The sequence below is a fragment of the Deefgea salmonis genome (assembly GCF_020531905.1).
Classification (GTDB): Bacteria; Pseudomonadota; Gammaproteobacteria; order Burkholderiales; family Chitinibacteraceae; genus Deefgea; species Deefgea salmonis.
Map to the genome: position 1 here is coordinate 420,324 of NZ_JAJAWG010000002.1, position 18,886 is coordinate 439,209.

Consider the following 18,886-nt stretch of genomic DNA (forward strand, 5'->3'; position numbering starts at 1 on the left):
GATGATGAATAAATAAAATAGGTTTGAAGCTCAAGTGAATCAAGTATTGACTCACTTGAAGCATGCAATGAATTAGGCGAAATGACAAACGTAATGCAAAGTTTCGATGGTTTCGATATCAAAACTTGAATTGGCGGGAACGCTAAATGATTGACCGGCAGAGTATGTTGTTGCAGTGCTTTCGTTGGCTTGCTTTACTGCACATACCCCAGCGACAACTTCCATGATTTCAGCCGCGCCGGTATTAAAAGTAAGGGCAGAGGGCTGAATAACACCGATGGTTTTTTTGCTGCCATCGGCAAACAAAACAGTATGACTAACGCATTTGCCATCAAAATAGACATTGCCTTGCTTTAAAACAGAAACTTGATCAAATTGGCTCATAGTGACTTCCTAAGTGGAAAATTTATTTGAGTAATACTTTAGAGAGAATTTCTTTAGCAATAAAACCGAGCATGCCAAAACCAAGCACAAAGAACAATACAATGGTGCCGTATTTACCGGCTTTTGATTCTTTGGCCAGATTGTAAATGATAAAACCCATATAGATGATTAAAGCACTGCATAAAATGGTCACCGACAGCGTGGTGAATTGTTCTTCATCCATTGCTAATAAGGCATCTAGCATTTGTGATCTCGATTAAAGGAATACAAACGGCTCAGAATATTCCGAGCCGTTAAGTCGATAAGTAATTTTGTTGCCTTGTTGTGCTACTTATTGCATCTACGCCTTGCTCCGTTTGAAGAAAGCTCGGCGTAGTCGACGACCATTATTTTTGATTTAAGCGGCCGGCAATTCGCATCCGTAAGGCATTCAGTTTAATAAAGCCACCAGCATCCACTTGATTATAGGCACCGCCATCATCATCAAAAGTCGCGATATTCATATCAAATAGCGAATTGGTTTTTGAGTCGCGACTCACCACAATGACATTGCCTTTGTAGAGCTTAATGCGAACCCAGCCATTGACGGTTTCTTGTGTTGCATCGATCAGTGTTTGCAATACTTTACGCTCTGGCGCCCACCAGAAACCGTTGTAAATCATGCTGGCATAACGCGGCATGAGATCGTCTTTCAAGTGTGCCACTTCGCGGTCGAGCGTGATCGATTCAATCGCGCGATGTGCTTTCAGGATGATGGTGCCACCGGGTGTTTCGTAGCAGCCACGTGATTTCATGCCAACGTAGCGGTTTTCAACCAAGTCCAAACGACCAATGCCATGCTTGCCGCCGAGTTCATTGAGTTTGGTTAGCACCGTTGCTGGCGACATGCGCACGCCATTGAGCGCCACGATATCGCCTTTTTCAAACTCTACATCGAGGTATTCAGCTGTATCTGGGGCAGCTTCTGGGCTAACACTCCAGCGCCACATGGTTTCTTCGGCTTCCGCCGATGGATTTTCGAGGTGGCGGCCTTCAAAACTGATGTGCAGTAAGTTGGCGTCCATCGAGTAGGGGGCGCCGCCGTTCTTGTGTTTCATATCCACTGGGATATTGTTTTTCTCTGCGTAGGCCAGCAGTTTCTCACGTGACAACAAATCCCATTCACGCCAAGGTGCAATCACTTTAACGTCGGGTTTCAGGCCGTAATAACCTAATTCGAAACGAACTTGATCATTGCCTTTGCCGGTTGCGCCATGCGATACCGCGTCGGCATTGGTTTGATTGGCGATTTCAATTTGGCGTTTGGCAATCAATGGACGAGCAATTGAAGTGCCGAGTAGGTATTCGCCTTCGTAGACGGTGTTGGCACGGAACATCGGGAAAACAAAGTCACGAACGAATTCTTCGCGTAAGTCGTCGATAAAAATATTTTCTGGCTTAATCCCAAATTGCAGCGCTTTTTGGCGGGCAGGTTCTAGCTCTTCACCTTGGCCAAGATCGGCAGTAAAGGTGACGACTTCACATTGATAAGTGTCTTGCAGCCATTTCAAAATCACAGAAGTATCAAGGCCGCCGGAATAAGCGAGAACTACTTTATTAATATCGGACATACATATTGCCTTAGTCTTTAGTTCAAGAAAGATAATTGCTCAATCAGTTCAGTGCCAAGCGCAGCCCAAAGCTGACAAACAAAGTGCCTACTAATTTATTCAAAACAGTTTTTAGCCAGATTTTAGCCGAAAGTTGGCGCGCTAAGCTGCTGCCGACCAAGATTAAAGTGGTTAAATAGCTGATGCTGACCAATTGCACGATGAACCCGAGTGCGGCAAAAGTATGCCAAACGTGTGGGTAATTGGGATTCACAAACTGCGGAAAAAACGCCATAAAAAATAAAATCGCTTTGACATTCACTAATGAAATACCGAGCGCTGAGCGAAATGCTTTTTTGGCTGAATGTGGCGTTGTCGCCACTTCGGGGGTATTGCTCTGCGATTTAGCCAGTAAAGCACGTACGCCAATATACGTCAGGTAGGCTGCGCCTAAATAACGCACGATATCAAAGGCAATCGGGTTAGCCTTCATTAAAGAGGCAACCCCTAAACTGGCCGCCAGCATTAAAATTAAATCACCCACCACAATCCCAGCTGCAGCCGCAAAGCCCGCCTTACGACCACGGGTGCTGGCCATGGTGAGTGCAAACAGTGAATTGGGGCCGGGCACTAAAATAATCAGTACCGTCCCCAATACATACGCCCAAAGATCAGTGATGCCTAGCATTTAGTCGTCCACACGGCCCAGTAGCAAGAATTCAATCACCGCTTTTTGAGTGTGCATCCGATTTTCTGCTTCTTGCCAAACTACCGATTGCGGTCCATCAATGACTTCTGGATCGACTTCCTCGCCGCGATGCGCTGGTAAGCAGTGCATAAACAGCGCATTGGGTTTGGCTTGCTGCATTAAGTTTTCTGAAACTTTGTAATTAATAAAATCTTTTTTACGCTGCAGGGTTTCGCGCTCATAGCCCATCGACGTGCACACGTCGGTGGTGACAATATCAGCACCAATGGCGGCTAAATAAGGATCATTAAAGGTTTCGAAGTTGGCCGTGCTATAGCTTTCACCGTCAAGTACCGTCATTTCATAGCCGCGTGGGCAGGCTAAATTGAGCTTGAAGTTAAAGATTTTTGCCGCTTGTAGCCAAGTGCGGCTGATATTATTACTGTCACCAATCCAACAAACCGTTTTGCCTTCAATCGAGCCGTGATGTTCGATATAAGTGAAGATATCGGCCATGATTTGGCAAGGATGATATTCATTGGTTAAGCCGTTGATGACGGGCACCAATGAGTTTTCGGCAAAGCGATCAATAATGCTTTGCTCGAATGTTCTGACCATGACGATATCCACCATTCGGCTCATGACTTTGGCGACATCTTCGATGGGTTCTCCGCGCCCGAGTTGCGTGTCTTTGGATTGCAAAAACATCGCATGACCGCCCAGCTGATACATGCCGGCTTCAAAAGAGACTCGGGTACGAGTGGATGATTTTTCGAAAATCATTCCCAATACCTTACCTGGTAAGGGTTGGTAGAGTGCGCCTGATTTGAGACGGGCTTTTAATTTGGCCGTGCGTTCAAATAAGTATTGATATTCTTCTAAAGTAAAATCGCTAAACTTAAGGTAGTGGCGCATCAGATTTTGTCCTGGTCGATTCGCTTAAAGCGGGTGACCAAATGGCTGAAAAAACGAACATTATTCAATGTTTTACCCCATAAAGGCAAGTTATTTGCTGGATCTGTTGGCGCTGTACTTATTCAGAAGGCGGCTACATTTTCATGCGCTGGACTCTAAGTGGAGTGTTATACTGATGTCAGTTCTCGAATTAAATAAAGCACCCGCCCCATGATCTGCAATCCCTACGAAATCATTATTCAAGGCATTACCAGCAACGGGCGTGAATTTCGCCCCAGCGATTGGGCTGAGCGTCTCTCAGGCATCCTCTCCACTTTTGGTGTTGATCAAAAACTGTCTTACGCACCGTTTGTTCGGCCTATGGTGCATAACAATGTGCGCTGTGTGGCGGTTGACAAGCAGTTAGAAAAAATTGATCCACGGGTCTTTGAATTTATTATGACTTTTGCCCGCGACAATGATTTACGGGTGGTCGATTGCCGCTCCCTGATTCAAGAGAGCGATCTCTGACGCAATACATTCAATCTACGTAAACCGGTTGTTGCGATGCAGCATTTGTTCTATGCTGCAAATCTAGCCCGTATGGGTATCTGACACCGTGTAGGAGTATGTTATGAGATTGAAAGATAAAGTGGCGATCATCACGGGCTCTGCGAGCGGTATCGGCGAAGCCACAGCGATTAAATTTGCCGCTGAAGGTGCAAAAGTGGTCGTGTGTGATGTCAATCAAGCTGGCGTTGCTGCAGTGGTTGCCGCATTAACTGCGAACGGCGCTGATGCGATTGGTTTTGTGGTCGATGTCACCAAAACCGATACGATTGCTGCGATGGTGGCCGCCGTGAAGGACAAATATCAGCGGATTGACGTCTTGGTGAATAATGCGGGCATCGTCATGGATGCACAGTTATTTAAGATGACTGAAGATCAGTTTGATCGGGTGATTGATATTAATTTAAAGGGTGTTTACAACTGCACGAAAGCAGTCGTTGATACCATGATTGAGCAAAACTCTGGCGTGATTCTCAACGCATCGTCAGTGGTTGGGATTTATGGCAACTTTGGCCAAACCAATTATGCGGCAACCAAGTTTGGCGTTATTGGTTTTGTAAAAACATGGGCGAAAGAGCTCGGCAAAAAAGGCATTCGTGCCAATGCCATTTGCCCTGGTTTTGTGGCAACGCCGATTTTGAATGCGATGCCAGAAAAAGTCATTCAAGCGATGGAAGAAAAAGTCCCTATGCGCCGTTTGGCGCAGCCTGCTGAAATTGCTAACGTCTACGCATTTTTAGCGTCTGATGAGGCCAGTTATATCAATGGCGCAGTGATTGAAGTGACTGGTGGCTTGACCTTGTAAGTCTTTATGTAACTCAATAAAAAACCCGCGATGTATTGCGGGTTTTTTATTGGGTATATGTCTGCAGGTCATGACTAATATGCGCTTTAAGCAAATACCCTTATGCGCTTTCAATATTAATTGAGTGCATTACCTTCCCAAACGATTTTCCAGCCTGCGGCATCTTGTTGCCAATACACGCGCTTTTTCATTTGATTATTCAAATTGTTACTGCGGTAGTTTTGATTAAAGGTTGCCACCATTTGGCTGGCTTGAGGGCCTGCGGCAAAAATGGATAGATCATCTAACTGAACTTTACTCCAGGTTTTTCCGCCATTGACCGCGGTTTTTTGTTCGCGCCACATGGCGAGATTTTGTCCTTCGCCACTGCGAAAATCGGTGGAATAGAAGTTCAAATATTGTGGGGTATCGAGTGCTTGCCAGCTGTTTTTCCATTGCTCGAGCAGGGTCAGCGCTGCCGTGTGCTGTTGCTGCCATTGCGTCGCACTCACCCATTGGATGGCCGGCACTGAGATCACCGGCGTATTGCCCGGTTGCAAATATTGGGCGACATCGAGCATTTCTTCGTTAGTCAGCACGACGCAACCATTGGAGGCTTGTGGCGCTCGAGCATAGGTGGCTGCTGGGCTGCCATGCAGCCAGATGCCGTGTCCGGTGCGGCTTTGACTGCGATCGAGTTCATTCGGGTAGGAAATCGGCCAAGCGCCAACGCCATATAAGTCCGCCAGTGCACCATAGGTTTTATCCAGTTGTTCGCGAGGCAGGTGGTTGGTGACGAAGTAAACGCCAAGTGGCGAGCGTTGGTCGCCTTCTACTTTTTTATCAACGCCCAATAAGCCCACGGTCACGTAATGATCTTTGATGCGTTTGGGGCGTCCATTGTCATTGGCAAAGACATACAGTCGAGAGGTGGCGGCATCGATCAGAATGGCAAATTTTTGCTGCGGCGCAAAGGCGACAATATTGCCCGGTAAGCGATCGGCGTTCATTTTGTCGTTGCGATGGGCGATTCGCACCAAGGCTTCTTTGCGTAAATCATCCAGCACATTGCTCGGTGCGCTGGCGACCCCACCGCCGATGGTCGATAGCGGCATCACGCGCATGGCGTAAAGGTCGGCACGTAATAATTGGGCCAGACGATAATTGGGTTGCTCAGCAATCAGCGCGTCGACCGTCGCACGGGCATCGGCCATATTGCCACTACGTATGGCATCGAGCGCAGCTAAGATGCGTTCTTCATGACTACCGGTGTGTGCCACGCCTTTCGCTTCGCTGCTTAGCTCGAACGGCGTATTGCTAGATTCAAAAAAGCGCGGTGTAGCTGCGGGCGCTAAGCAAAGTAATGCAGCCAAGCACAGTAGACGCTTGGTCCAAGGAGATAAACGTAACATACTGTTTTTTAGCCGCCAATCCGTTCTTCAAGAATCAACCAGCGATTGCCATTTTTTTGCATGAGGAGTGTTTTGGTGGTGTTGCTGGATAAGCGATCTGATTGATACGATTGACGCAGTGTAACTTTGGCGTTGTTTTCGTCCAGCATACTGACTTTGACGCGACTGACTTTGACATTAATCGATTTGGGACCGGCAATTTTGCTTTGACGATCTTTTTCCCACGCCGCACGTCCGCCTGGGGCTTTGAATGCTTTGGCGTAGCTATTGACGTAAGCGCCAACGTTTTGTTTGCTCCACGCATTGGCCCAGTCTTCTACGCTGGCAATGACTTGTTGTTGCTGGTCTTTCTCTGCGTTAGGCGTACTTGTTGCCTTAGGGGTCGTCGTTGGTGTGCTCTTGGGGGTTGCAGTTGGGGTCGTCTTGGGCGCTACTGTTGGGCTGATGCTGGCCAGTGCAGTGGCTGTGGCTGTGGCTTTTGGCGTAGCGGTTTTAGTCGGCACAATGGCCGGTAGCGTTGGTTGTGGCGTAATAATGCCAATGTTGGTCGCGGCGCTCACTTGAGGCTTGTTGGCCGCAGGCAGTACTTTTGCTGCTAATGGTATTGCTGAAGTTTGTGGTAGTGCTGAAGTTTGTGCTGCGGCTATTCGCGTGGGCGGGGCTTGATTGGGATTAAATAGGGTGCCAACTAATTTGAGCTTGGTTTGTAGTTGTGGATTGCTGTTCTCGATTTGCAATGCCTTGTCATACGCTTGCGAAGCCAGACGAGCATATAAATCCCCCATGTTTTCATGGGCAATGGCATAGCTTGGATTGGTTTGAATCGCCATTTGCAATGCGGTACGGGCTTTATCAAACTGCTTGGTATTGGCGTATAGCACGGCGAGATTATTGTAGGGCTCAGGCAGGTGCGGATAGTCTTCGGAGAGTTTATTAAACGCTTTAATGGCGTCTTCGTTACGGCCCATTTCGGTTAACGCAATGGCGCGTAAAAATCGAACTTGCGCGTCTTTTGGGGTTTTGGCGAGAAATTTATCCGCACGTTCTACCGCTTGCCCAAATTGTCGTGCACGTAAGAGTTGCTGCAGATCTTCTGCTTCACCGGCGTAGGCCATGCAAGTCATAACAGAAAAAACAGCGGCGAAAGTGATACGAGCTACAGGCATTTTGATTCCATGCGGTGAGGGGCAACGATAAATTGGCGCAATTCTACCAAATAATGAGTGGTTTGACCTTGATGAACTGATCTGTTGCGCCGTTGTGGGTTTTATTTCGTATCGGCGCAAAATTAGATCGGTATTTGGCTTGGTTCTTGGGGGTTAAAAAATGTGGGCTGCGGCTCGAATGAGTGGTTTTTTTCATATTTTAGCGCTGGCAATGCGCTGATATTGCAGCATGCTTTATGCTTTTAGTGGCGATTGTTTGAGCTGTGTTTTGGTCAAATTGGGCGGTAGAAAGTATTTTTATATTGAGGGGTATTGCCACCTGATTATTGATAAATAAGGGCTAGATCGTAATACCTTATTCACTACGTTTGGCTTTACGCCAATCCCATGGCGGCATTGCTTGTCGATCTTGCCATAAACCGAGTCGTGCCGATTTTGCTGCGTGCTGGGCGTTGGCGTAGTCCGCAAACTCGGCTGGCGGTTGAGCTTTTTTGGCGTAGGTCGTGTAGTGCCAAGCAAAACCTGCATTTACTTGTGCCAAATTAATATCTTGTTGATTTTTACTAATTCTGGCGACGCCACGCCCATAGCGATCAACATCATCAATTTTGGCGCTGACATTTTGTTTGAATACTAAGTCAGACAAATGCGTTTTGGCCGCTTGGCCAAAAGGCATCGCCTTTTCGGGCGCATCGATATAGGCCAAACGCAGTTTGTATTGCTGCTGATTGGCATCCAATAACGTGATGGTGTCACCATCGGCAACGGCCACCACTTGGCCTTCGATGTTGCTGCCTTTGGCGAGCTGGCCAGGTGAAACCGCACGTTCATGCCACCAAGTGACAGCAGCAATACTCAGAATAACGATGGCTGAAATGCGTGCGGGCCATGAGCGAGCCGTCAATAAATGGATTATGGCGCGTTGATTTTTTTGTTTCATTTTGCGGTTTTTTTGGTAATTCCAGTCTTGAGCGCTTGCCATAAAATAGCCGGCCAATCGCCTCGGCTTAAGGTCGGTCTGGCATGAAATACATCGTATTGTGCGGCGTGTATTTTACTTAAAACGCGATCTGCGGCAAGGACGATGGTGCGAATTTCTAAGCCGACTCGACCCGGCAATTGTACGCCCAGCGGAGAGCCGGCGCGCAGCATGCGTCGAGTCCGGTCACATTGAAAGTGCATTAATTGTTTGAATGCCGGTGTGGCAATGCCATTGGCTAAATCTTGCTCTGTCACGGCAAAGCGAAGTAAGTCGTCTTGTGGCAAATAAACGCGATCTTTTTGCCAGTCAATGGCCACATCCTGCCAAAAATTGACCAATTGCAGTGCCGAGCAAATGCCATCGGACAATGCCAATTGGCGTGAGTCAGTTTGATCAAAAATATGCAGCAAGATACGCCCAACTGGATTGGCAGAGCGGCGGCAGTAATCGATGACTTCACCAAAGTTTTGGTAGCGATTTTTAACCACATCTTGGCGAAAAGCACAAAACAAATCTTCAAATAGTTGTAATGGAATTTGGTAGCGCTGTGCGACTGGGGCGAGCGCTTGAAATCGCGCCGTGAGCGCCATCTCGCCGCGTTCAATTCGCTGTAGTTCTGCGCTGCATTCATCAAGCGCAGCGAGGCGCTCGCTGGCACTCGCGTGCCCTTCATCGGCGAGATCATCTGCATAACGGGCAACATGATAAACCACTGCAACCGCTGGGCGATATTGCTTTGGCAGTAAAAAAGAACCCACAGGGAAATTTTCATAATGCTCAACAGTGTGTTGCGATGTGATGCCCTTCATACGGTTTCCTTGTTGCTAGCTGACAAATTGTGGAATTGTTGAGATGGCCTGCTATAGTGGCCACACGTATCCAATGATACGCAATGTTGGTATTTTTCAAACTTGATTGGGATTAGATTATGCTGAAAAAACTTTTTCTTGCGGTATTAGCCAGTTTTGCCTTGATGAGTATGGCTTTGGCTGCGGTTGACTTAAATACGGCAAACCAAGCGCAATTGGAGGCATTAACAGGAATTGGCCCGAGTAAAGCCAAAGACATTATTGATTTCCGTACTAAAAATGGTCCTTTTAAAGCAGCAGAAGACGTAATGAAAGTGCCGGGTATTAAAGAAGGCACTTATACTAAAATCAAAGGTGAGATTTCAGTTGGTGGCAAAATGGCGGCGCCTGCTGCTGCTAAAATGGATAAAACCATGAAAGCCAGTATGCCAATGAAAGCCAGTGCGCCAGTTAAAAAATAAATTCACGATGAATAAAAAAACCGGATCATTGATCCGGTTTTTTTATTGGCTTTCAATGCTTAGTCAACTTTGGCTTTTTTAACCAATTCGTTGACATAGTTTTGCACTTGCTGTGCTTGCATTTGCTGCATTAATTCGCCTTTGGCTTCTTCAAAGCTTGGGCCTTTGGCTTCACGGACATCATCTAGCTTGATGATGTGATAACCAAATTGGGTTTTAACTGGCTTGTCAGTCATCTTGCCTTTTGGCAAAGCGGCTAATGCCGTGCCAAATTCTTTAACGAAATTATTTGGGTTAGCCCAGCCTAAATCGCCGCCATTGGTTGCGCTGCCTTTGTCGATTGATTTGGCTTTAGCCAATTCATCGAATTTTTTGCCTTTTTTCAAGTCAGCAACAATGGCATTGGCTTCGGCTTCAGTGGGTACCAAGATATGGCGCGCTTTGAATTCTTTGCTAGCAAAATTGACTTTAATTTTGTCGTATTCTTTGCGTAATTCAGAGTCTGTGATTGGGTTGGCTTTCACGAATGCATTAATATCAGCGCCGATCAAAATTCGCTGTTTCATCATATCCATTTGCGTTTGAACTTCTGGGTTTTTTGCCAGATCTTTTTTCAATGCATTTTGATAGATCACTTCATTTTTAATGAGTTCATCTTTCACTTGAGCACGCAATTCAGGCGTATCTTTTTGGCCACGCGCGGTTAATTCTTTGATGAATAGGTCCGCTTTGCTACTTGGAATGGCAACGCCATTCACTGTGGCTAAAGTGCCGGCAGGCGCGGCGAAAACGCTAGTGGTTAGAGTGGCTGCGGCAATTGCCAAAACCAAACGGTTTGCTTTAAACATGTGCAGTGTTTCCTCTATGAATCGGCTAATTCTATTTTAAAATTCATCCGGCGTTAACGCTCGAATACTGAGTGCATGTATTTGTGTTGGAATTAAGTCAGCTAAATACTGGTACACCATACGGTGTCTCTGTAGCGATTTCTTACCCGCAAATACAGGTGAAACGATGGTCACGTCAAAATGACCGCCGCCATTGGCGGCTCCGGCATGTCCTGCATGCGCTGAACTATCGTCGAAAATATCAAGGTTTTCGGGCTCTAGCACAGCTAAACGCAGGCGGATTTCTTCGGTAATGCTTATCATACCAGACTCTTAGGGTAGTACATGTCGGAAGGGTTTCACTGACACGTCGGTAAAAATTCCATTTGTTACATATGGATCAGCTGACGCCCATGTTTTGGCATCTGTCAGGCACTCAAACTCAGCAACAATTAAGCTGCCACTAAAACCAGCGGGACCTGGGTCCACACTGTCAATGGCGGGGAATGGACCGGCCAGGACTAAGCGTCCTTCCGCTTTAAGTAGTTCCATTCGTGCTAAATGTGCTGGTCGAACAGCAAGTCGATCGGCGAGTGAATCTGCTTTGTCGGTACCGATGATGGCGTATAAAGGCATTTAAACAATCCTTGCGATGGTTTAATTAATCTTTTTCTTCGGGCTGAATATGTTTGGACAAATAAACACTTTGTGCCACGACAAAAATCAGCGTGAGTACCAAGGTGCCAAACACTTTAAATTTGACCCAAATGGCTTCATCAAAGCTATGAAATACGAAAATATTAAGTGCGCCCATCGCGAGAAAAAACAAGGCCCAAGCGTACATTAATCGCGTCCAAATCGGGCGCGGTAAATTCATTTGCGCGCCCATAAGTTTTTCGATTAAATTATTTTGCTTCAGATGCCAAGCACCAACGAGAACCAGGGTAAATAGCCAATATAAAACAGTTGGCTTCCACATAATAAATTGTTTGTTGTGAAAGACAATGGTGAGCCCGCCCATGACGGTGATCAGGACTAAGCTAATCCAAAGCATTTTGTCGACATGACGATGGCGAATCCAGCTGTAGGCCACTTGCGCAAAAGTGGCGGCAATGGTGACACCCGTAGCGAGGAAAATATCGTTGGTGTAGCTATAAGCGCCGAAAAACAACAGGATAGGAAATAGATCAAAAAGAAATTTCATGCTGTGCGCCAAAAATGGATTTGCGCGATTATGCAGGGGAGTGAGCAGGGATTCAAGGTGAAAAAAAACGCCATTCAACCGTTTTGGTGAATGGCGCTAAAAATACCACTGGAGATACACGAAGCATCAGCTTGCGAAACTCATTATGCTTTTTTGAGTGTTGGTCTGCGTTGATGCTGATCAAAGTCTGAGCAGCTTTTAGTTACGGTATTCAAATTTTTGGGGTGAGGTGGCGAGCCCAACCCCCGGCACTAGCATCAAAAGCTGTGGCTGCTTCCTTCCGGACCTGACCAAGTTCACCTTCTAGCTATGCGGGGAGGCCCGCCGTCGCGTATTTTGGCATGCAAAATAACGATAGGGCGCAACTATACCATATGTGCTGCAGTTTGCCATGCCTGACGCAATGAATCATGGTCTGTTTTTTTGGCTAGTGCTGTGTACAGCCAAGTTGTAGCGGCCTCTATGGTTAAACGACCTGCAGCTAATGCATTGATTTCTTGTAAGAAACTACCTGCGGCGTAATGACCTTGCCGCACTTCACCTCGAATGCACTGGCTGCAATTTATAATTAGGCTGTTTGCTTGAACTGCATTTTTTAGGGCGCTTTTTAATAAAAAATGGTCGGGTATATTGCCACTACCATAGGTTTCTATAGCGATAGCAGCAAATACCTGCGTATTTATGCTGGATGCTAACCAAGTCTCACAGCCTGGGTAAAGTTTAATACTGAGAATGTTTAAGTTTGGATCGAGTGGGCAAAACTGATATTCCCCGGGCTTAATTCTTGGCCACTCCCCTTGCCAATTCGGTGCGGCAAATGCAGCGTCGGCGTCGGCATCGATTTTTTTTACGGCGTAGGCTGGAAGTAAGAGGTCGTCAAATGCCACCATCACCGCGTGGCGTTGACTTTGTACGGCATCAAGAGCCCGTTGAAAATTCGCCGGTGCATCGCTCCCCATTTCAAGCCACGGGCGTTGCGAACCAGTGATGACCACGGGTTTGTCGATTTGACTCAGTTGCCAGTGTAATGCTGCAGCGGTCCAGGCTAAAGTATCCGTGCCATGCAAAATAATAAATCCATCAAATTGATGGTAAGCCGCGTCAATATCTTGGGCGATTCTTAGCCAATCTGCCGGTTGCATACTCGATGAGTCGAGCACCTCAGCGTATTCGCGTAAAGTCAGCGTAATACCTAGGTTGTTCTCTTGAGTAAGTAAGTCGGTAATCACTGGGCGTAAAATACCTGCTTTAGGTGCTAAACCTAATGGCGTCGGCGCGCAGCCTATGGTGCCGCCGGTATACAGGCAAAGAATGCGTTGAGGTGCTTTGTGTTGCGCTGGCATGCTAGAATCCTTTCTTTTTTCCGTACAGGAGACGCATCATGGTTATCGTCGATAATCGTAAGGCGTTTCACGACTTCTTTATTGAAGAAAAGCTAGAAGCGGGCATTATGCTCGAAGGGTGGGAAGTGAAATCCATCCGAGCTGGCCGCGTGCAAATCAAAGAAGCTTATGTGATCCATAAAAATGGCGATTTTTATTTATTTGGTTGCCATATTTCACCGCTGCTCAATGCGTCATCGCACGTTGTTCCTGATGTGGTCCGTACGCGCAAATTATTACTCAAACAACGTGAAATTGATAAGTTGGCGATGAAGGTCGATCGCTCCGGTTATACCGTGGTGCCGATCAATATGCATCTTAAAAATGGCTTTATCAAAGTGGAGATCGGTCTTGCAAAAGGCAAGAAGCAGCACGATAAACGCCAGTCTGAAAAAGACCGTGAGTGGGTTCGTGAAAAGGCGCGAATTGTGCGCGATGCCACCAAGCAAGGTTAAGGTGTAAAAAATAAAAAAGCCGAATTTGAAGTTCGGCTTTTTTATTTAAGGTGTGATTTAAGGTTGGCGCTTGTCGCCGATTTTGCTTTCTTTTCCCTTCATTAAGCCAATGATGTTTTGTTTGTGTCGCTGGATTAATAAAACAGCAATCACCGTGACGGCACCGAGATAAATAGATTGATTGGGTAAGAGTAAAGCCGTGAGTAAAGGTGTTGCAGCCGCTGCAATCAATGCTGATAACGATGAGATTTTCAAGACTTTGGCCACAAAGACCCAAATTGCGAGTGTGGCCAACCCGAGCCAGAGGTTGAGTGCCAATAAAATACCCGCCGCAGTGGCAACGCCTTTACCGCCTTTAAATTTAAAGAAAATCGGCCACATATGACCGATTGTCACCGCAATCATCACTGCGGCAATCGCCAAGGTGTAGCTGGGTGAGCCAGCCTCTCCAAGTCCGATGAGCGGCGCAATTGATTGCGCGGCAAAAACAGCGACCCAACCTTTTAATGCATCACCGAGTAAGGTGAGTGCCGCCGCTTTTTTATTGCCGGAACGTAAAACATTGGTTGCTCCTGGGTTGTTGGAACCATAGGTGCGTGGATCCGCCAAGCCCATGGTTTTGGAAACTATCACGGCAAAAGACAGCGATCCGAGTAAATAGGCGGCGATAATCAGCAATGACATTGGCAGCGACATCTAAATTTCCACTACAATTGGGGGGTTTTGATTCTAAGCTAAACCGGCTTCATCCTCAAACCGGTTACGTACACCGACGGTAAACAGATTACATGGATATTATTTATTTGCAGCAAGTGCGTGCCAGCACCGTATTGGGTTGGTACGACTGGGAGCGCACACAGTCACAAGTGGTCGAACTCGACTTAGAAATCGGCCTACCTTCAGCCCGAGCATGTGTTTCTGATCATTTAAATGACACGATTGATTACGATAAAGTGGTCACGCAGATTCGGCAAGATTTAACAGAAAAACACTTTCTTTTACTCGAAGCTTTAGCCGAGCATATTGCCAATATTGTACTGAATGATTTTGGCGCTCCTTGGATTAAAGTTTCGGTCACCAAATTAGGTATTTTGCAAGAAGTCGCTCGAGTTGGCGTCACGATTGAACGTGGGCAGCGCGCATAAAGGCAGCGCAAGCATGTGCATGGATTACTCGTAAAGGTTCGCTTTTTAGGGCGCATGCGATGTTTTTTAGTGATCATTTCCAATGCGATTGAACTTTTTGTATTTTTCCCGTACTAACTGAGCAAAGTTAACTAATTAACCAAGGAATTTAAAATGGCGCGTTTTGCGAACACTTTAATGGTCGTCATGATGAGTACTGCTTTGTTCACTGCCAATATGGCAGAAGCAAAGCGTGTTGGCGGTGGCCGCTCTGGTGGTATGCAGCGTCAAGCCGCGCCAGCGCCACAGCGCAATAATATGCAGCAGCAACAAGCGCCAAGACAGCAGCAGGCCGCACCCGCCCAGCAAAAATCAGGCGGCATGGGCATGATGGGTGGCGTATTAGGTGGTTTGGCTGCGGGCTCATTATTGGGTTATATGTTTGGCAATAGCGGCAACGCTTCGGGTTCTGCCCAAGGTGATGGCGGTATTCCGTGGGGCACATTGTTGCTGCTCGGTGCATTAACTGCCGGTGGTGTGATGTGGATGCGTCGTCGTCAACAAGCGCAAGCGCAAGCGGTGCAACCGAATGCGATGAATTATGCCGGCATGTCTCCAATGCCAGCGGCACCTACTGCACCTGTTGAGCAAGATCGTATGTTCCGTATTGGTGAAGGTGCAGCAGCACCCACAGCAGCATGGGGGGGCGCAGCACCATTAAATACCGCACCAATCACACGCTTGCCCGATGGCACTGAAGTGGCGGCATTTTTACGCCAAGCGCGTGCAAGCTTTATGCATATGCAATCGCTGAACTCTCCGTCGCAAGCAGAAGAAATGCGCCGCTATATGACGCCTGAACTATTTGCTGATTTAAAAAATGAAATCGGCAGCAATTCAGATGTCGCTGAATTCCCTGAATTGAATTTGCAGGTGCTTGAAGCGGTCAATGAAGGAGGCCGTATGGTCGCCAGCGTTGAGTTCTCTGGTACTGTGAGTGAAAGTTTGCACGCCGCACCTGTGGCATTCCGTGAAATCTGGCACTTTGTTCGCCCGATCGATGGTGATCCACGCTGGTTATTAGCTGGGATTCAGCAAGCCTAAGTATCCTATTTATCGTAAAATGCTCAATTAAGTAGGCCAGCCCGTTATGTCTTTGCGACGTGATGGGCTTTTTCACATACAATTTGGCTTGACTGAAAATTACAGGTCCTTGCTTATGAAGTCAGTAAAAACCCTAGTATTGATCTTGCCGATGATATTGATGCTCAGTGGCTGTGATCAAATGCTAGAAATGCTCAATAAACAAAAAGCCAATGGTAAAGCCATTGGTGCATCATGTCGGCATAGTGGTCGTTCTTTAGAAGATTGTTTTCGACGTAATAGCAAAGTGGCTAAGGCGGATATTTTTGCTGGCTGGAAAGAAATGAATGAATATATGCAGGCAAAAAAAATTAATGAAGTTGCACCACCACCGGATGTAAAAACAGGTTCATTGTCGCCCATCGCCGACCTTGATTCATCAACAACGGCGTCACAAGCCGCTGAAGCATCAGCAACTGAAAAAGCTGCAAAACATTAATGGATGATGAATGCGTTCAATATTGGCACAAACACAATTATTTTGTTCGTTAACAGATGAAGAACTCGCACGGGTTGAATCCTTAGGTATTTTGCGTAATATTGCGAAAGGTTCTATCTTATTTTATGAAAATGATGTGGTTGAATGCATGTATGTCTTGCTAGAGGGGCGTTTAAAGCTTTACTCCAGTAATGATAGTGGTCGTGAATTTGTTTATCACGTTGCAGAGCCCGGTATTTCTTTTGGTGAACTGGCTTTATTTTGCGATGAGCGCCGATCGATTTGTGCTGAAGCAGAAACCGATTGCGTGGTAATGAGTATTCATAAAACAGACTTTATGAGTTTATTGCTGACCACGCCAGAATTGAAAGATCAAATGCTTAATAGTGCGATGAAAATTATTTTTTCTTTAACTAATATGGTCCGAGATTTTGCTTTGAAAGATGTTTATGGGCGAATTCGAGTTTTGTTCGAGCGTTTGGCCCAACCGACAGACGAAGGTTTATTGATTGATGAACAAATGAGCCAGCAAGATATTGCTGATCGTGTCGGCGCTTCGCGCGAGATGATTGCCAAAATTATGCGTGAATTGGTGGCGGGTGGCTATGTAGAGACTGGCCGTAAGCGATTGATGATTTTAAAAAAATTGCCCGAGCAATTTTAATTTATAAATAATTTAAGTATTTGTAGTTAAACAGATTTAACCCGTTTTAACTGTATTGTTTTTTGCCATTGAGTAAAAAAAGTAACTGGCTGAAATTCTTTTACACTGATGCTGATTTGATAAGGCGCGATACGCGTCATTTACAAGGCTTTTATGCTATCTATTCTACAAAATGTACCGTTGTTACAAGGTTTTTCTGAGGAACAACTTGAATATATGGTTCAAGTTGGCGTGAAACGTAGCATGCCCAAAGGGGCTTTTGTTTTTCGCGAAGGTGATCCTGCAGAAGGCATGTATGTCTTGCTTGAAGGGCAAACTCGTTATTTTAGTAGTGACAATCAAGGCAAGGAATTTGTCTTTTTGATCGCAGAACCGGGTGATGCGATGGGTGAAATTTCTTTGCTTGACGATGAACCACGTGGTTGGTCGGTGCAATGCGAAGAGAACTGCACGTTTTTGATGTTTTCTAAGCAAGAGTTTCGCGAAGCACTCAATCGTGAGCCGCAAGTGAAAGATGTGGTGATTCTGAACTTAGCGCGTATGGTGCGAACGTTATCGACCACGATGAAAAACTTAGCATTGCTTGATGTGTATGGTCGAGTGCGGGCGTTATTTGAATCCATGCTAGAAACGGTCGATGGGCAGGAAATGATTTCTCAGCCATTAACCCAGCAAGCGATTGCCGACCGTGTTGGCTCATCACGTGAAATGATTGCGCGGATTTTAAAAGAATTGGTTTTTGGCGGCTATATCCGCTTAGAAAACAAAAAAATCATCATTATTCAAAAACTGCCTGAGCGTTTTTGATTTGATAGCGCGACAAAAAAGCGATCTTCGGATCGCTTTTTTTATGCCTGAAAATACACCGTAAAATTGCAACTGCATTCATTTTAAAATAATTGAATGCGAGTTTAAATTTTGGCGCTATTGCTACGGATTCACTGCGCTGGCTGACGATGCGGCGCTGCTAGCCATCAAAATGTTGTTGCTACTGGTCGATGCATTGCTTGGTTTTGGTAAATACAAGGGGCCTTTAAACCCACAGGCAGTTAGAAAAAAAGCAGACAGTAAAAAGGCAATGAGGGCGCGCATAGTAGCTTGGCTGTAGGTGGTAGAATGCTTATTTTAGCACGCTCAACCTTCATCAAGGGTTGTCTGCAACGTGAATGGTGGAAGGAGTAAGTAATGACTGAATCAGAATTTTTAACGGTGAGTGATGCCATTTTTCGTCAAATTGAAATCGCACTCGATGAGGTCGATTTTGATGTTGATACGCTATGCACCGGCAATGTTTTGGAAATTGAATTTGAAGACGCGAGCAAAGTGATTGTGAATCGACATGCCGCCAATCAAGAAATCTGGCTGGCAGCGCGTTCTGGTGGCTATCACTATCGCTTAGTCGATGGGCAATGGCGCAATACACGAGGTGAAGGCGAGTTATTCAATGACGTTGCAGCGGCAATTAGTGCGCATGCCGGTGAGGCATTCGTTTTTGATTGAGTTGTCTGTCTGGTTGGCCGGTTTATTTATGACGGCTTTTTTATCGGCCACCATCTTACCGGGCAATTCAGAAGCGGCGTTAGTGGCCGCTTTACATTTCAAGCCAGATTTAGGCTGGCTGGCAGTGGCAATGGCTTCTTTGGGCAATATTTTAGGTGGTCTGCTGACAGTGTATTTAGGCCGGCGCTTGCCCAAGGCGCCAGAGGCCAAATGGTTGCCGCGCTTACAACGATTAGGGCCCGCTAGTTTATTGCTGTCGTGGGTGCCTTTGATGGGCGATGCTTTGTGTGGTGTTGCCGGATGGCTACGTTGGCCTTGGCGTCCGGTATTGCTGTACTTGGCGCTGGGTAAAGTACTGCGCTATTTAGTCATTTATGCATTGATGCTGCAGTGGTTTTCAGTTTAAATC

Annotated in this window: 26 protein-coding genes, 1 other RNA gene and 1 pseudogene; 11 read left to right on the forward strand and 17 right to left on the reverse strand. The window is 46.3% G+C overall.

What is annotated here, in order from left to right; all coding sequences use genetic code 11:
* Positions 1–72: 72 nt before the first annotated feature.
* From ppnP to argF, 5 genes are all read right to left on the reverse strand, one after another.
* Positions 73–384, reverse strand: a complete 312-nt coding sequence (gene ppnP, locus LG219_RS05650; RefSeq protein ID WP_226763559.1) for a pyrimidine/purine nucleoside phosphorylase — start codon at positions 382–384, stop codon at positions 73–75.
* 22 nt (positions 385–406) lie between these two features.
* On the reverse strand, positions 407–607 hold the full coding sequence (locus LG219_RS05655) for a DUF2788 domain-containing protein (protein ID WP_173534676.1): 201 nt from the start codon (positions 605–607) through the stop codon (positions 407–409).
* Between the two features lie 163 nt (positions 608–770).
* Positions 771–1,994, reverse strand: coding sequence for an argininosuccinate synthase (locus LG219_RS05660; RefSeq protein ID WP_226763560.1), 1,224 nt, complete (start codon positions 1,992–1,994; stop codon positions 771–773).
* 43 nt (positions 1,995–2,037) lie between these two features.
* Positions 2,038–2,661 (reverse strand): leucine efflux protein LeuE, encoded by a 624-nt coding sequence (gene leuE, locus LG219_RS05665; RefSeq protein WP_226763561.1) that lies wholly within the window; start codon positions 2,659–2,661, stop codon positions 2,038–2,040.
* Positions 2,662–3,576 (reverse strand): ornithine carbamoyltransferase, encoded by a 915-nt coding sequence (argF, locus tag LG219_RS05670; RefSeq protein WP_226763562.1) that lies wholly within the window; start codon positions 3,574–3,576, stop codon positions 2,662–2,664.
* A gap of 210 nt (positions 3,577–3,786) precedes the next feature.
* Here argF and LG219_RS05675 point away from each other — a divergent pair.
* Together LG219_RS05675 and fabG are read left to right on the forward strand one after the other, a co-directional pair.
* Positions 3,787–4,080 (forward strand): annotated as a pseudogene (locus LG219_RS05675) (DUF3579 domain-containing protein); the annotation flags it as partial.
* A gap of 109 nt (positions 4,081–4,189) precedes the next feature.
* The gene (fabG, locus tag LG219_RS05680) at positions 4,190–4,930 is read left to right on the forward strand and encodes a 3-oxoacyl-ACP reductase FabG (RefSeq protein ID WP_226763563.1); all 741 of its coding nucleotides are present in this window, start codon (positions 4,190–4,192) and stop codon (positions 4,928–4,930) included.
* Between the two features lie 116 nt (positions 4,931–5,046).
* Here the strand turns inward: fabG and LG219_RS05685 are convergent, their stop codons facing one another.
* From LG219_RS05685 to hpnC, 4 genes are all read right to left on the reverse strand, one after another.
* The gene (locus LG219_RS05685) at positions 5,047–6,321 is read right to left on the reverse strand and encodes a L,D-transpeptidase family protein (protein WP_226763564.1); all 1,275 of its coding nucleotides are present in this window, start codon (positions 6,319–6,321) and stop codon (positions 5,047–5,049) included.
* Between the two features lie 8 nt (positions 6,322–6,329).
* Positions 6,330–7,487, reverse strand: coding sequence for a tetratricopeptide repeat protein (locus LG219_RS05690; protein WP_226763565.1), 1,158 nt, complete (start codon positions 7,485–7,487; stop codon positions 6,330–6,332).
* A 355-nt stretch (positions 7,488–7,842) separates the two neighbouring features.
* Positions 7,843–8,427 (reverse strand): thermonuclease family protein, encoded by a 585-nt coding sequence (locus tag LG219_RS05695; protein WP_226763566.1) that lies wholly within the window; start codon positions 8,425–8,427, stop codon positions 7,843–7,845.
* Positions 8,424–9,278, reverse strand: coding sequence for a squalene synthase HpnC (gene hpnC, locus LG219_RS05700; RefSeq protein WP_226763567.1), 855 nt, complete (start codon positions 9,276–9,278; stop codon positions 8,424–8,426). The genes LG219_RS05695 and hpnC overlap by 4 nt, the downstream gene beginning before the upstream one ends.
* Positions 9,279–9,397: 119 nt before the next feature.
* On the opposite strand from hpnC, the gene LG219_RS05705 reads away from it, so the two are divergent.
* Positions 9,398–9,739, forward strand: a complete 342-nt coding sequence (locus tag LG219_RS05705; protein WP_226763568.1) for a ComEA family DNA-binding protein — start codon at positions 9,398–9,400, stop codon at positions 9,737–9,739.
* Between the two features lie 59 nt (positions 9,740–9,798).
* Here the strand turns inward: LG219_RS05705 and LG219_RS05710 are convergent, their stop codons facing one another.
* The 6 genes from LG219_RS05710 to LG219_RS05735 all read right to left on the reverse strand — a co-directional run bounded on the left by LG219_RS05710 (position 9,799) and on the right by LG219_RS05735 (position 13,113).
* Entirely contained in the window at positions 9,799–10,587 is a 789-nt protein-coding gene (locus tag LG219_RS05710; RefSeq protein WP_226763569.1) for a peptidylprolyl isomerase, read from the reverse strand.
* A gap of 36 nt (positions 10,588–10,623) precedes the next feature.
* Positions 10,624–10,890: a BolA family protein gene (locus LG219_RS05715; protein WP_226763570.1), complete on the reverse strand. Its 267-nt coding sequence runs from the start codon at positions 10,888–10,890 to the stop codon at positions 10,624–10,626.
* A gap of 9 nt (positions 10,891–10,899) precedes the next feature.
* Complete coding sequence (locus tag LG219_RS05720; protein WP_226763571.1) at positions 10,900–11,202, reverse strand: YciI family protein; 303 nt, start codon at positions 11,200–11,202, stop codon at positions 10,900–10,902.
* A gap of 25 nt (positions 11,203–11,227) precedes the next feature.
* Positions 11,228–11,770 carry a septation protein A gene (locus LG219_RS05725; RefSeq protein WP_226763572.1) on the reverse strand — a complete coding sequence of 181 codons (543 nt, stop codon included), beginning with the start codon at positions 11,768–11,770 and terminating at the stop codon, positions 11,228–11,230.
* Positions 11,771–11,998: 228 nt separating this feature from the next.
* Positions 11,999–12,096: signal recognition particle sRNA small type (ffs, locus tag LG219_RS05730), an RNA gene on the reverse strand.
* 39 nt (positions 12,097–12,135) lie between these two features.
* Positions 12,136–13,113, reverse strand: a complete 978-nt coding sequence (locus LG219_RS05735) for an asparaginase (protein WP_226763573.1) — start codon at positions 13,111–13,113, stop codon at positions 12,136–12,138.
* A 38-nt stretch (positions 13,114–13,151) separates the two neighbouring features.
* Here LG219_RS05735 and smpB point away from each other — a divergent pair, with 38 nt between their 5' ends.
* Entirely contained in the window at positions 13,152–13,607 is a 456-nt protein-coding gene (smpB, locus tag LG219_RS05740) for an SsrA-binding protein SmpB (RefSeq protein WP_226763574.1), read from the forward strand.
* 57 nt (positions 13,608–13,664) lie between these two features.
* Here smpB and plsY read toward each other — a convergent pair whose 3' ends face one another.
* A complete protein-coding gene (gene plsY / locus LG219_RS05745; protein ID WP_226763575.1) occupies positions 13,665–14,303 on the reverse strand; it encodes a glycerol-3-phosphate 1-O-acyltransferase PlsY in 639 nt (212 codons plus the stop codon).
* 92 nt (positions 14,304–14,395) lie between these two features.
* Between plsY and LG219_RS05750 the strand changes: the two genes are divergently transcribed.
* From LG219_RS05750 to LG219_RS05770, 5 genes are all read left to right on the forward strand, one after another.
* The gene (locus tag LG219_RS05750) at positions 14,396–14,752 is read left to right on the forward strand and encodes a dihydroneopterin aldolase (protein ID WP_182076633.1); all 357 of its coding nucleotides are present in this window, start codon (positions 14,396–14,398) and stop codon (positions 14,750–14,752) included.
* Between the two features lie 153 nt (positions 14,753–14,905).
* Positions 14,906–15,835, forward strand: coding sequence for a Tim44 domain-containing protein (locus LG219_RS05755; RefSeq protein ID WP_226763576.1), 930 nt, complete (start codon positions 14,906–14,908; stop codon positions 15,833–15,835).
* A 115-nt stretch (positions 15,836–15,950) separates the two neighbouring features.
* Entirely contained in the window at positions 15,951–16,313 is a 363-nt protein-coding gene (locus LG219_RS05760) for a hypothetical protein (protein ID WP_226763577.1), read from the forward strand.
* A gap of 10 nt (positions 16,314–16,323) precedes the next feature.
* Positions 16,324–16,977 carry a Crp/Fnr family transcriptional regulator gene (locus LG219_RS05765; protein ID WP_226763578.1) on the forward strand — a complete coding sequence of 218 codons (654 nt, stop codon included), beginning with the start codon at positions 16,324–16,326 and terminating at the stop codon, positions 16,975–16,977.
* Between the two features lie 153 nt (positions 16,978–17,130).
* Positions 17,131–17,784, forward strand: coding sequence for a Crp/Fnr family transcriptional regulator (locus LG219_RS05770; RefSeq protein WP_226763579.1), 654 nt, complete (start codon positions 17,131–17,133; stop codon positions 17,782–17,784).
* Positions 17,785–17,907: 123 nt separating this feature from the next.
* Here the strand turns inward: LG219_RS05770 and lptM are convergent, their stop codons facing one another.
* On the reverse strand, positions 17,908–18,069 hold the full coding sequence (gene lptM, locus LG219_RS15565) for an LPS translocon maturation chaperone LptM (protein ID WP_226763580.1): 162 nt from the start codon (positions 18,067–18,069) through the stop codon (positions 17,908–17,910).
* Positions 18,070–18,162: 93 nt separating this feature from the next.
* Between lptM and cyaY the strand changes: the two genes are divergently transcribed.
* Positions 18,163–18,477 (forward strand): iron donor protein CyaY, encoded by a 315-nt coding sequence (gene cyaY / locus LG219_RS05780; protein WP_226763581.1) that lies wholly within the window; start codon positions 18,163–18,165, stop codon positions 18,475–18,477.
* Positions 18,470–18,883, forward strand: coding sequence for a YqaA family protein (locus tag LG219_RS05785; protein ID WP_226763582.1), 414 nt, complete (start codon positions 18,470–18,472; stop codon positions 18,881–18,883). Before cyaY ends, LG219_RS05785 begins: the two co-directional genes overlap by 8 nt.
* Positions 18,884–18,886: the final 3 nt, after the last annotated feature.